The organism is Roseovarius maritimus (assembly GCF_043355895.2).
Lineage (GTDB): Bacteria > Pseudomonadota > Alphaproteobacteria > Rhodobacterales > Rhodobacteraceae > Roseovarius > Roseovarius maritimus.
This window is the reverse complement of record NZ_JBHFPF020000004.1, coordinates 127,075-139,233: the sequence shown is the minus strand read 5'-3', so window position 1 is coordinate 139,233 and position 12,159 is coordinate 127,075. Positions and strand designations below refer to the sequence as shown.

The 12,159-nt window shown below is 61.9% G+C and carries 10 protein-coding genes; 2 read left to right on the top strand and 8 right to left on the bottom strand.

Features of this window, described 5'->3' with window-relative positions; genetic code table 11:
• Positions 1 to 26 precede the first annotated feature (26 nt).
• On the bottom strand, positions 27 to 194 hold the full coding sequence (gene hemP, locus ACEWPM_RS10240; RefSeq protein ID WP_393962102.1) for a hemin uptake protein HemP: 168 nt from the start codon (positions 192 to 194) through the stop codon (positions 27 to 29).
• A gap of 406 nt (positions 195 to 600) precedes the next feature.
• Between hemP and ACEWPM_RS10235 the strand changes: the two genes are divergently transcribed.
• Positions 601 to 1,608, top strand: a complete 1,008-nt coding sequence (locus ACEWPM_RS10235; RefSeq protein ID WP_393962103.1) for a 2-hydroxyacid dehydrogenase — start codon at positions 601 to 603, stop codon at positions 1,606 to 1,608.
• Here ACEWPM_RS10235 and pbfA read toward each other — a convergent pair.
• The 4 genes from pbfA to ACEWPM_RS10215 are packed head-to-tail and all read right to left on the bottom strand — an operon-like array spanning position 1,599 to position 6,906.
• Complete coding sequence (gene pbfA / locus ACEWPM_RS10230) at positions 1,599 to 2,966, bottom strand: (R)-1-hydroxy-2-aminoethylphosphonate ammonia-lyase (protein WP_393962212.1); 1,368 nt, start codon at positions 2,964 to 2,966, stop codon at positions 1,599 to 1,601. The two genes, ACEWPM_RS10235 and pbfA, sit on opposite strands and share 10 nt — an antisense overlap.
• Before the next feature lie 53 nt (positions 2,967 to 3,019).
• Complete coding sequence (gene phnY / locus ACEWPM_RS10225) at positions 3,020 to 4,468, bottom strand: phosphonoacetaldehyde dehydrogenase (protein WP_393962104.1); 1,449 nt, start codon at positions 4,466 to 4,468, stop codon at positions 3,020 to 3,022.
• Positions 4,468 to 5,712 (bottom strand): phosphonoacetate hydrolase, encoded by a 1,245-nt coding sequence (gene phnA, locus ACEWPM_RS10220; RefSeq protein WP_393962105.1) that lies wholly within the window; start codon positions 5,710 to 5,712, stop codon positions 4,468 to 4,470. The genes phnY and phnA overlap by 1 nt, the downstream gene beginning before the upstream one ends.
• A 15-nt stretch (positions 5,713 to 5,727) precedes the next feature.
• Complete coding sequence (locus ACEWPM_RS10215) at positions 5,728 to 6,906, bottom strand: 2-aminoethylphosphonate--pyruvate transaminase (RefSeq protein WP_393962106.1); 1,179 nt, start codon at positions 6,904 to 6,906, stop codon at positions 5,728 to 5,730.
• Between the two features lie 120 nt (positions 6,907 to 7,026).
• Between ACEWPM_RS10215 and ACEWPM_RS10210 the strand changes: the two genes are divergently transcribed.
• Positions 7,027 to 7,890: a LysR substrate-binding domain-containing protein gene (locus tag ACEWPM_RS10210; protein ID WP_393962107.1), complete on the top strand. Its 864-nt coding sequence runs from the start codon at positions 7,027 to 7,029 to the stop codon at positions 7,888 to 7,890.
• Here the strand turns inward: ACEWPM_RS10210 and ACEWPM_RS10205 are convergent.
• From ACEWPM_RS10205 to ACEWPM_RS10195, 3 genes are all read right to left on the bottom strand, one after another.
• A complete protein-coding gene (locus tag ACEWPM_RS10205) occupies positions 7,887 to 9,899 on the bottom strand; it encodes a putative 2-aminoethylphosphonate ABC transporter permease subunit (protein WP_393962108.1) in 2,013 nt (670 codons plus the stop codon). The two genes, ACEWPM_RS10210 and ACEWPM_RS10205, sit on opposite strands and share 4 nt — an antisense overlap.
• Positions 9,900 to 9,902: 3 nt before the next feature.
• Positions 9,903 to 11,018 (bottom strand): putative 2-aminoethylphosphonate ABC transporter ATP-binding protein, encoded by a 1,116-nt coding sequence (locus ACEWPM_RS10200; protein WP_393962109.1) that lies wholly within the window; start codon positions 11,016 to 11,018, stop codon positions 9,903 to 9,905.
• Positions 11,019 to 11,107: 89 nt separating this feature from the next.
• Positions 11,108 to 12,127: a putative 2-aminoethylphosphonate ABC transporter substrate-binding protein gene (locus tag ACEWPM_RS10195; RefSeq protein ID WP_393962110.1), complete on the bottom strand. Its 1,020-nt coding sequence runs from the start codon at positions 12,125 to 12,127 to the stop codon at positions 11,108 to 11,110.
• Positions 12,128 to 12,159: the final 32 nt, after the last annotated feature.

Sequence of the window (12,159 nt, the reverse complement as noted above, 5' to 3'; positions counted from 1 at the left end):
GTCCTTGTGTCGTGTTTGCAGGATGCTCATTTGGTCAGAATCAACTTGCCCGCGCGCGTGATGCGCAGGTTATAGACCTTGTCCTCGTAGACAATCCGAGCCTGATCGCCGCCCAGCACGAGATGGCGGGCGTCATAGGTCGGCAGGCTGTCTGCACTGTAATCGATCTGGATTGTCGTGGGTTGATGGGTCATCTCAAGGCCTCCTGCGGCGCGTAAACACGGTCGAACATCCACTCAAGCGTCGCACTCTGACATTTGGCCCCATCGCAGAACTCCTGAACGAATTCGGATGCGTCGGAACGCAACGCGTGATCCGCTTTGGGGTTAGGCGGGAATGGTGTCTGGTCCTGCATGGCGCGCGTCCTGCTGGTTGAACTGATTCTGGCCGGCGCAGGCGCGAATTGCGTTTTCGCAAGGGAACTCCACGTCCAGCCGGTAGCACAATCAATTTTCTGAGTGAATTTATCAGGTATGTCAACCTGACTTTTTTAGTTGGAAATATTTGACTTACTGCACGCCGCGCCGCTGACGAAGCTTGTTTTCTTCACTGGGCGTGAAACGTTACGTTGAGATCACCATTACCTTTAGGATAAATCCCATGAAGATCGTGCGGACCGACGCCGAGTTGCAGACACCTATCACCGACGCCGAATTGCGTGCATCAGGCCACGAGCTAGTCACCCTGCCCGATGGCGTGGATGAGGACAGCCTCATCGCGGCGCTGCAGGACGCAGACCTTCTGCTGATGTGTTACACGCCCATCACAGCGCCCATGATCGAGGCGGCGTCCCGTCTGCGCGGCATCGTCAAGTACGGTGTGGGAATCGACGCCATCGACATTCCCGCCGCAAGGGCTCGCGGCATCACCGTGGTGAATATCCCCGAATATGCCGAAGAAACGGTGGCAGAGGGCGCTTTTGCCCTGATGATCGCGCTGGCAAAAAAGCTGATCCCGCTGGACCGCCAGATGCGTAGCCAAGGCTGGGCCTGGCCCGAGCCGCGCTGGATGGGCCGGGACATCGCGGGCAAGACCGTCGGCATCGTCGGTTTTGGCAAGATCGGGCGCAGCATGGCGCGCATGTGCGCACAGGGATTTCGCGCCGATGTGGTGTGCTACAGCCCGCACACCCCAGCCAGCGACATGGCGGTCGCTGGCGTGCGCCGGGCGCAGACCCTGCCCGAGCTTCTGGCGCAGAGCGATGTTATCTCGATCCACTGCGTTCTCAATGACAGCACCCATCATATGATCGGAGAGGCCGAACTGCGCGCCATGCAGCCCCACGCGCATCTCATAAACGTCTCGCGCGGGGCCATCGTGGACGAGGCCGCGCTGCTGCGCGCGCTGCAGGAGGGATGGATCGCGGGCGCCGGCCTCGATGTGTTCAGTGACGAGCCTTTGCGACGGACAGGCCACATGATCAGCCCGCTCTTTGAGATGGAGAACGTAATCCTGTCGCCGCATCTGACCTTCTACACCGCCGAGGCGATGGAGCGGCTGGAACGCGAGATCCTGGAACGCTGCGCCGAACTGATCGAAGGGCGCCCCGTGCTGATCAAATCCGCCGATCCGCGCCTGGCAGATCAACCGGGCGCGCGTTATGCGTGAGCGGCGGCGTCCAGAACAGCCGCCACGACGATCTCCAGCGCGCGGTCCAGATCGACCTTTAAGATCGTCAGGGGCGGTGACAGGGTTAGCACGCAGCCCTGACTGATCTTGAAGCTGAGACCCGCTTCGAGGCAGGCATAATAGATCCCCTCGGCCAATGCCTGCCCCATCTCCTTGGTGCCCCGGTTCTGCACGATCTCAACCCCGAACATCAGGCCGCGTCCGCGAATGTCGCCGACGATGCGGCACCTCTCCAGCCGGTCGCGCAGAAGGGTCATCGCATAGTCGCCCAGTTCGGCCGAGCGCTCGACAAGGTTCTCGTCCTCGATGATTTCCAGCGTGGTCAGCGCGGCGCGGGCAGTCACCGGGTTTTTCTCATGTGTGTAATGGCCGATGGCAAAATCGCCGCAGACATCCAGGTCGCGCCGCGCCACGCAGGCGGCGATTGGCAATATGCCCCCGCCCAGCGCCTTGCCCAGCGTGACGATATCGGGGATCACATCATCATGCTCGAAGGCGAACATGCGCCCCGTCTTGCCAAGGCCGGTCGGAATCTCGTCGAGGATCAGGAGCGCACCATGCCGGTTGCACGCCTCGCGCACCGATTTCCAAAATCCGGGCGGCGGCACGTAAGGAACAGCCCGCATCGGCTCGGCGATGACAGCAGCCACGTCGCCTTCGCGCTCGAGCACGTATTCGACCATCTTGGCGCAAGCCAGCCCGCAGACATCCGGCCCCGCATGATTATAGGGACAGCGGTAGCAGGCGAAAGGCGCGACATGCTCGGCCCCCGGCATGAGCGGCCCGGCGATATGGCTGCGAAAGGTCGCCTCGCCGCCCACTGATGCCGAGCCCATGCCGGCGCCGTGGAACGCATCCCAGAAACTGATCGTCTTGAACCGCCCCGTCGCCGCCCGCGCGATCTTCAGCGCGACCTCGTTGGCGTCGGACCCGCCGGTGGTGAAGAGCGTCTTGCCCAGATCGCCCGGCGCGATCTCGGCCAGCTTCTCGGCCAGCCGCACGGCAGGCTCGTTGGTAAAGCGGCGCGGAGCGAAGGGCAGCTCGTCCATCTGCCGGGCGATCGCCGCCTTGAGGCGCGGATGCCCATATCCGATATGGTGCAGCGAGTTGCCATGAAAATCCATGAAGCGCCGCCCATCCAGATCCTCGATCCAGATGCCCTCCGCCTTGGCGATGGTGCTGACGCAAGGGCTGCTGAGGCTTTGATGCAGGAACGCATCGGAGTCGCGCTGCAAAAGCGGCGCTGAGCGCGGCCCGATGGATTTCTTGAGCCAAGCCTGCCGTGCGTCCGATGTATTGGACTCGCCTTCGGTATGATACATGCGCCGCTCTTTCATCGTGGTGAAAATACTCACGCCGAAGGCGAAGATTTTTCAGCGAAAAATCCTGGTCACCCCGGCCAGGGCAGCGAATAGGTCTTCACGTTGGTAAAGAACTTCATCGCCTCGATGACACCTTCCTTGACGCCGTTGCCGCTGTCCTTGATCCCGCCAAAGGGCGACATCTCGATGCGGTAGCCCGGCTGCTCCCAGATGTTGCAGGTGCCCACGTTCAGCCCGTTGATATACCCAATCGCCCGGGTCAGATCGTTGGTGCAGACGCCCGAGCTGAGGCCGAAAGGCGTGCCGTTCGAGATCTTCATCACCTCGGCATCGTCATCCGGCACACGCACGATAGGGATGACGGGACCAAAGGTTTCGTCCATCACCAATTCGCTGTCATGCGGCACATGATCGACCACTATGGGCGGTAGCAGCGCGCCGCGCCGCTCTGGATGGTAGAGAATTTTCGCCCCCTGCTCGCCCGCCTCGATCACGCGGTTCTCAAAAATCTCGGCGGCGCGTGCGTGGATCACGCAGCCCAGCTCGGTTTCGGGGTTCATCGGGTCGCCGAACTTGATCTTCTTGGCCTTCTCCAGCACCAGTGGCACGAAACGATCCGCAACGCTTTCCTGCACCAGGATCCGCTTGATCGCGGTGCAGCGCTGGCCGGAATTGCCAGTCGCACCTGCAACGGCGATGACCGCGGCCTTGTCCAGATCGGCATCCGGAAGGTCATTGCATACGATCAGCGGATCGTTCCCGCCCAGCTCCAGCGCCTGGCGCTTGTAACCCGCCTTCGACGCGATCATCTTGCCCACCGGCACGCCGCCGGTGAAGGTGATGATGTCGATATGCTCGTTCACGATCATCTCGTCGCCGATATCCTGCGGCCAGCCGGTGACGATCTGGAACATCTCGGGCGGCAGACCGGCCTCATAGAGGATTTCGGCCAGCGCGATGGCGGTCAGCGGCGTCAGCTCGGTCGGCTTGCACACCATGCAATTGTTCGTGGCAATCGACGGCGCGATCTTGTGGCTGACCATGTTCAGCGGATGGTTGAAGGGCGTGATCGCGGAGATCGCGCGCACCGGCTCGCGCATTGTGTAGATCTTGCGCGCCTTCCCGTTATGCGTGAGATCGCAGGAGAAAATTTCCCCATCATCCACCAGCGCCTGCGCGGCGGCGAATTGATAGACATCCTGCGCGCGTTTCGTCTCGTAGATCGCGTGCTGGTGGCAAATGCCCAGTTCCAGCACCAGCCATTTCGCCAGATACTCTCGCCGCTCGCCAATCAGCTCGCCTGCACGCTTGAGGATTTCGCTGCGCTCGTATCGTGTCAGGCTCGGCGTGTAGTCCGCCGCGATCTGGAATGCGCGGCGCGCATGTTCGGCCTTGCCTGCCGGCACAGAGCCAACGACCTCGTCGGTATATGGGTAGCGCACCTCGATGATATCATCCGCAAAGACGATCTCGCCGCCGATGCGCATCCCCTCATGGCGCTGATCCGCCTTGTCCATCACTGCGCCGCTGCCGTGGTGGCCACGAAGAACGCGTCGAAATTGCGCAGTTCGGGTGCTGTGCTCAGGTCGATCTTGCGGTTGACGATGAAAGGCACTTCCTGCTCGGTCAGGCCGCCATGGCTGCGCAGCGGCTCGTTCAAGGCGGCCAGATCGTGGCGATGCTCGGACGTGCCGATCGTCATGTTCTCGGTCGAAATCATGACGATGTCGCCGATGCGGTCGGCGGGCAGGTCATAGCGAGCGACGGCATCCTCGCGGCTGATGACCTCCAGCAGTTCGTCATGCTTTTGCAGCCGCGCGATAATGTCGGCGCGATCCGCGCCCTCGGGCAGGTAGGCGGTGGCAAAGCCGCCCAGCGCGCCGTGGTGAACGACATAGGGGTCGGTTATGGGCAGAATCACGCGCGCCGCGGCCTCGCCCAGCCACTCGTCCATCAGGTCCTGCACATAGATCACCTGCGGATCGCCATTCGCGTCATGCTTGGGTTTCATCCCGTGATCGGCGGTGACGACAATGGCGGCGCCCATATCGTCGAGCTGGCCCAGATAGCCGTCGAACATCTCGTAGAACGCCTTGGCCTCGGCCTGATCCGGTGAATACTTGTGCTGCACCCAGTCGGTGGTGGTCAGATACATCACGTCCGGCTTCCACTCGCGCAAGAGCTTGACCCCGGCGGCAAAGACGAACTCCGACAGCTCGGCCGAGTAGACCTCGGGGCGCTCCATGCCCAGCCACGCGGCGGCATTGTCCTGCCCATGCTCGGCCTTGGTGGAAGTGTCCGACTTCTCGGCCGAAAAGCACAGCGCGCGGTCCTCGTCGAACTTGAGGCCAGCGCCCAAGAGCGCGCGCAGCTTGTCCTTGGCGGTGACGATGGCGACGCGGGCACCCGCCTCGTAGAATTTCGAAAACACCGTCGGCGCGCGCAAGAAACGCACGTCGTTCATCATCACCTCCTCGCCCGTTTCCGGCTCATAGAGGAAGTTGCCGCAGATCCCATGGACCGATGGCGGGCGACCCGTGGCGATGCTGAGATTGTTGGGGTTGGTGAAGGACGGGATCACCGAATGCGCCAACCTGTCGGTGCCCGTCTCTTTCATGCGCGCGAGGTTTGGCATCAGGCCATCTGCGATGGCCTTGTCCAGATATTCCGGCTCGCACCCGTCGAGGCAGATGGCGATGGCGCAGGTCTTGGGCGCGGGATAGGTGCGGTCATTGGCGGTGACGGATTTCGTAATGTGCATGTGTATTCCTTGACTTCAGGCGGCCAGCTTGGCGCGTTCTTCCAGCGCGATGGCCGGCGGGCGGGCGTCAGCGACGCCCATTTCTTCCAGCGATGCGGCGGCGGCATCCACCACCCGGCGCATCACATGCTCGTCCATCTGACCGATACAGCCGACGCGGAAACTGTCCACGACCGTCAGCTTGCCGGGATAGATGATGAATCCCTTTTCCTTCATCAGCGCATAGAAGCGGTCAAAGACGAAGTTTTCATCCTCAGGGCAAAAGAATGTGACAATGATCGGCGACAGCCAGCGGTCCTTGAGCAGCGTCTCGAACCCGAGGCCGCGCATCCCCTCGACCATCACATCGCGGTTGCGAGTGTAACGCGCGCCGCGCCCCTTTATGCCGCCCTCTGCCTCATGCGCACGCAGCGCTACCAGAAACGCGGCGACCACATGCGTCGGCGGTGTAAAGCGCCACTGCCCGGTCTTTTCCATATGCGCCCATTGCGCATGGATATCGAGGCTGAGCGAATGGGACCGGCCCTTGGCCGCCTCGATCTCGGCCTTGTGCGCGATCACGAAACCGAAGCCGGGCACGCCCTCGATGCATTTGTTGGCGGAGGAGACGAGCGCCTCATACTGGATCTCGGATGGCCTGAGCTCGATCGCGCCGAATGCTGACATCGAGTCTATCAAGAGCTTGCGGCCCGCAGCGTAGACAGCTTTCGAGATTTCCTCGATCGGGTTCAGGATGCCGCTCGATGTCTCGCAATGGATGGCGACGACATGGGTGATGGCGGGATCATCCGCCAGGATCTGCGCCACCTCATCGCCGCGCGGCGGCAGGTAGTCGCCCTTGTCCAGCAAGGTGAAATCGCGCCCCAGATATTCCAGCGTCTGCGCCGAGCGTTTGCCATAGGCGCCATTGGCCAGAACCAGCGCCTTGCCGTCCCGCGGGATGAAGGAGGCCAGCATCGCCTCGACCGCGAAAGTGCCGCTGCCCTGCATAGGCACGCAGTCGAACTCTTCGGCGCCCTTGCCCAGCATTGCCAAAAGGCGGCTGCGCATGTCGCGGGTCATGGCGCGAAAATCATCGTCCCAGCTGCCCCAGTCGCGCAGCATCGCCTCCTTGACGGCGCGCGAGGTGGTCAGCGGGCCGGGGGTCAGCAGGTAGGGCTCGCCCAGATGGGGAGGATCGAGAGGGGCGGTCATAGCGCGAGGCTCCGGAATGGCGATATCAAATCCACGATTGCCGGATGGGCACCCATATGTAAAATTGCAATAATCAATTAATGCATAGGCCGAACCTATGCTGGGAAAAAGGACCGCCCCATGCGCCACAGCCAGTTGCGAGCGTTTCACTACGTGGCCGCGATGGGCGGTTTTTCCCGCGCCGCCGAGGCGCTGTTTCTGACCCAGCCCGCCATTTCTGAGCAGGTGCGCAAGCTGGAGCAGACGCATGACGTCCTGCTTTTCCACCGCGAGCGCAAACGCGTGCGCCTGACGGAGGCGGGCGAGCATCTGTTCCTGCTGACCAAGCAGCTTTTCGAGGTCGAGCAGCGCATCGCAGATTACATGACGGAAACCCGCGCCGCCGCCGAGGGTGAGTTGCGCATCGTGGCCGATAGCGCGCATCACGTGATCGACCTGCTGGGTCGTTTCAGGCAGCGCTATCCCGGCGTGACCGTATCGCTGCGCAGCGGCAATACTGAGGAGATCCTGGCCGAATTGCGCAGCTACAATGCCGAGATCGGCGTCATCGGAGATGCGCCCTCGGGGCCGGACATGGAGATGCTGGACCTGAATGAGACGCCCATCATTGCCTTCGCCGCCAAAGGGCTGCTCGACGATCCTGCCGCGGGAATGACTCTGGCGGAGGCGGCGCAACATCCGCTGATTCTGCGCGAGGCAGGCTCGAAAACGCGCGCAAGCCTTGAAGAGGAGGCGGCGAAGCAGGGGCTGGCCATGTCGCCCGCCATCGTCGCCGAGGGGCGCGAGGCGGTGCGCGAGATCGTCGCGTCGGGCGCGGGCATCGGCTTTGTCTCGCTGGCCGAGTTCGGACATGACACGCGGCTGGTGCAGATCCCGCTGAACGGCGTCGATATCCGCATGCGCGAAACCATCGTGCATCTGGGCCAACGCCGCGAGGTGCGGGTGATCCGCGCCTTCATGGAGTTCGCGCGCCCTGCCTCCTAGCGGGTGCGCCAGGCCTGCGTGCGCCCCAGAATGCCGCGCGATGCGATCAGGTGCAGGATGCGCGCGGTGGCATTGGTGTAGAAGATCATCATCCCCATCGCCGCCGCCGGGGCGATATCACCCGCATCATCCATGTTCAGCACCGCGATGGACGCGAGCGCCGTGTCGGTCGAATAGAGGAACACCACCGCCGACACCGTCGTCATCGCGTTGACAAAGAGGTAGATCGAGATATCGAGGATCGCCGGCAGGCAGACGGGCACGGTGACCCGTGCAAAGAGCTTCATCGTCGGCTGTTTGAGCGAGGCCGAAACGGCTTCGAATTCGCCATCCATCTGCTTGAGCGCGGTGACGGCGGTCAGGTGCGAGACGGTGTAGAAATGCGTCACGGTCGACACGACGAGGATGATCATCGTGCCGTAGATCACGTTCAGCGGGTTCTCGGGGTTGTTGAAGAAAAAGATATAGGCAAGTCCCAGCACCATCCCCGGGATCGCCATGGGCAGCATGGCAAAGCCCTGAAAGATCGCGCGCCCGGTTTTGAACCCCTTGGATTTCTCCACCAGATAGGCGCCAAAGAAGATGACAGCGGTGCCGATCACGGCGGTCAGAAGGCCTAGCTGGATCGAATTGTAATACGCCTCCCAGCCGCCGCCATCCATGCGGTTGAACTGGAAATTCCTCAGACTGAGGCTGAGGTCATAGGGCCAGAACCTGACCAGCGCGGCGAATTGGCAGACCGCGAGGATGCCCACGATGAAGATCCCGACGAGGCTGCAATAGATCAGGAACAGACGGTCCATTTTCGCATCGGGCTTGGGCTGGAACGGGACGGAACGGGCCGAGAGCGACGATACCTGCCGCGCCTGCACCATCCGGTCGATCGCGAAGGCCAGGATTGCCGGGATCACGAGCACGACCGAGACGACCGCACCCATCTCGAAATTCTGCTGGCCGATGACCTGCTTGTAGATGTCGACCGCCAGCACGTTGAACTGCCCACCGATCACCTTGGGCAGGCCGAAATCGGTAATGACGAGGTTGAAGACCACAAAGGCCGCCGAGATCAGGCCGTAACGCGCGCCGGGGATCGTTACCGTCCAGAATGTACGCCACGGGCTGGCACGCAGCGATGTGGCGGCCTCATACAAACGTGCGTCCGAAATGGCGAGCGCGGTCGAGATGATGATGAACGCATGCGGAAAGGTGAAGAAAACCGATCCGATGATGATGCCGATCGGCCCATAGATCGACGCGCCAAAAAGCAGCTCCTTGAGCATGCCCTGATTGCCAAAGAGATAGACCAGCGCGATCCCCGGCAAGAGCGACGGGACGAGGATGGGCATCATCGCGATCAGGCGAAAGAGGCCCTTGAACCGCATGCAGCTGCGGTTCAGCGCATAGGCGAACCAGAAGGCAAGCCCGACCGTGATGACCGTGCTGACCGCCGCAATCCAGAGCGAATTCTTGATCGAATTGGACAAGGCGGGGGTTGAGAAATATTCAGTAAAGTTGCTGATCCCGCGCGATTGCACGGGGCGCAGCGACACGCGCCGGAACGTGTTGCTGTCCAGCTGCTGCCAGTCCGTTCCGGTATAGAGTGTGGAGCCGACGAGGTATCGTCCAGCGTCGCTGCTGTTGCGGATGCGGTATTCGACCGGGCTGCGAAAGCTGAAATCAGGAAAGAACGCCGTGACGCCAAGGCGGCCGTCGGAATTGGTATTCAGATCATCCGGAGTGTAGGCTCCGCTGGCCTCATTCAGCTCCGCGCCGGTCAGGACGGTGCCGTCGAACGTGCCGTCCTCGTCGCTGACCTGAAATTCATAGGCCGACAAATCAAAGCGATAGGTCGACAGAGATTTCGAGAACATCACGTAGAGCGGCATCACCAGCGTAACGATCAGGTAGAGCGCGATCACGATCATGCCGGCGCGCATCAGGATGTCATCATGGCTGAGCTTGCCGCGGATCGCGGGGCCTGCGGGCATCTGGGCGCGGGTTGCGTTCATGCCCTAGCCCTCGTTCGCAGCAAAGACCATGACGCGGCTCTTGGGCAGTTCCACCATCATGTTGCGGCCCTCGCCCAGCTCCAGCCGGCGCACGGCATTCATGGAGAAATTGGCATAGAGTTCGCCCTCACCGAAGCTGCTGCAGGTCAGGCGGCAGCGCCAATAGGAGCCGAGGAATTCCATTTCGGTCACGTCGACATCCAGCGTATTGGCCTGCGTTTCCACTTCGCCCGAGGCGTCCGCCTCGGCGCCGTGGGGGATCACGTCCTCGGGGCGGATGGCGACGATCACGGCCTCGCCAGGCGCAAAACTGTGCGGCGCGGTTTTGATCACGGCATCGCCGCAGCGCACACGGCCCGGCCCGTCAGAGATGGCGTCGAAATGGTTCATGTCACCGATAAAGCCTGCGACGAAGAGCGTGCTTGGATGGCGATAAACCTGCGTCGGGGTACCGATCTGTTCGACCCGGCCGTGGTTGATGACGACGATCCGGTCCGCCATCGACAGCGCCTCCTCCTGATCGTGGGTCACCATGACGGTCGTCACGCCCAGCTTGCGCTGCAGTTCCTTGATCTCGTGGCGCAGATGGACGCGCACCTTGGCGTCAAGCGCCGACAAAGGCTCGTCCAGCAGCAGAAGGCCAGGGTTGGTGGCAATGGCACGGGCAAGCGCGATGCGCTGCTGTTGACCGCCCGAGAGCTGGGCGGGATACTTCTTACGCTGTTCCTCCAGACCGACAAGATCCAGAAGCTCGCTCACGCGGGCGTCGATCTCGGGTTTCTTGCGGCCTGTATTTTCAAGGCCGAATGCGATGTTACGCTCGATCGTGAGGTTCGGGAACAGGGCGTAGGACTGGAAGACAATGCCAAAGTCGCGCTCGGACGGCGGCAGGTTCGACACATCGCGCCCGCCTTGGTGCACCTCTCCGCGCGTTTGCAGATCAAGCCCCGCGATGGCGCGGAGCAGCGTGGTCTTGCCGCAGCCTGAAGGGCCCAGGAAACACACGAACTCGCCCTCGTCTATCTCAAGTGATACGTCGCTGAGCGCAAGGAAATCGCCGAATGATTTCCATAGGTTGTCGATCTTTAGGTAAGAGTTGGCTGCGGTCGCCTCGGTCAATGCGCGCGTCCTTGCGGTGAGAGTGGTATCGATGGGATCACCGAAAATTAGGGGCAGCGCCAGGCACCGCCCCTTGTCGGAAGGATGCTTTACTTTGGCTCGGATTTGCCGTCGTATCGCTTTTGCCATTCTTCCAGGATACGTGCCCGATTGTTCGCAGCGAACTCGAAGTCATTATCAATCATCGCGTCGGTCAGACCTTCGGGGAAATACTCGACCGGCTGCGCGATACCGTCTATGGCGACGACGGCGTAGCCGACGTTATACATACGCATCGCGTCCTCAGTGATCGTGAAATCAACCAGCTTTTGCGCCGCTTCCGGCGAATCGGTGCCGGCGACGATCGCGGTCGCTTCCATGTCCCAGCCGACGCCCTCGCTCGGCACGATGATCTCGATGGGCGCGCCGTCGCCCTTGGACTTGGCACCGCGGAACGCAAAGGAAATGCCGATCGGGATCTCGCCGGACGCGGCCAGCTTGCACGGCGCCGATCCCGAATGGGTGTAGCGCGCGATGTTGTTGTGCAGGCCATCCATATAGGCCCAGGCCTCTTCCTCGCCGAAAATCTGCAGCCAGCTGGACACGTCAAGGAAGCCGGTGCCCGAGGAGTTCGGGTTCGGCATGATGACGTGGCCCTCGTATTGAGCATCCGTCAGGTCCTTCCAAGAGGTCGGCATCTCGAGGCCCAGCTTTTCTCCCTCGACCGTGTTGAAGCAGACCGATGCGACCCAGGCATCCATGCCGACCCATGCCGGGGGCGTGTCCTTATCGACGAATTTCGGGTTCAGCTTGTCCACGCCTTCGGGCGCGTAAGGCTCCAGCATGCCTTCGGACTTGAGCAGCAAAAGCGACGTGGCCGCGAGGCCCCAGATCACGTCGGCCTGCGGATTGTCACGCTCGGCCAGAAGTTTGGCGGTGATGACGCCGGTGGAATCGCGCACCCAGTTGATGGTGATATCAGGATGAACCTCGTTGAACTTTTCGGCGTAGCGGGCCAGATCCTCGGCCTCGACGGCGGTATAGACGGTCAATTCCGTCTCGGCAGCGGCGGCGCTGGCCAACAGGGCTGCGGTCAGCGCGGGCAATGCGCATGTCAGTTTGAAATTCATTGTCTTCTCCACTGTATTGGGCGAGCCAAGTG

Excerpts from the sequence above, each read along its gene's own strand:
- hemP (WP_393962102.1), bottom strand. The coding sequence starts at position 194 with ATGACCCATCAACCCACGACAATCCAGATCGATTACAGTGCAGACAGC.
- ACEWPM_RS10205 (WP_393962108.1), bottom strand. The coding sequence starts at position 9,899 with ATGAACGCAACCCGCGCCCAGATGCCCGCAGGCCCCGCGATCCGCGGC.
- phnA (WP_393962105.1), bottom strand. The coding sequence starts at position 5,712 with ATGCACATTACGAAATCCGTCACCGCCAATGACCGCACCTATCCCGCG.
- ACEWPM_RS10235 (WP_393962103.1), top strand. The coding sequence starts at position 601 with ATGAAGATCGTGCGGACCGACGCCGAGTTGCAGACACCTATCACCGAC.
- ACEWPM_RS10195 (WP_393962110.1), bottom strand. The coding sequence starts at position 12,127 with ATGAATTTCAAACTGACATGCGCATTGCCCGCGCTGACCGCAGCCCTG.
- phnY (WP_393962104.1), bottom strand. The coding sequence starts at position 4,468 with ATGGACAAGGCGGATCAGCGCCATGAGGGGATGCGCATCGGCGGCGAG.
- ACEWPM_RS10210 (WP_393962107.1), top strand. The coding sequence starts at position 7,027 with ATGCGCCACAGCCAGTTGCGAGCGTTTCACTACGTGGCCGCGATGGGC.
- pbfA (WP_393962212.1), bottom strand. The coding sequence starts at position 2,966 with ATGAAAGAGCGGCGCATGTATCATACCGAAGGCGAGTCCAATACATCG.
- ACEWPM_RS10215 (WP_393962106.1), bottom strand. The coding sequence starts at position 6,906 with ATGACCGCCCCTCTCGATCCTCCCCATCTGGGCGAGCCCTACCTGCTG.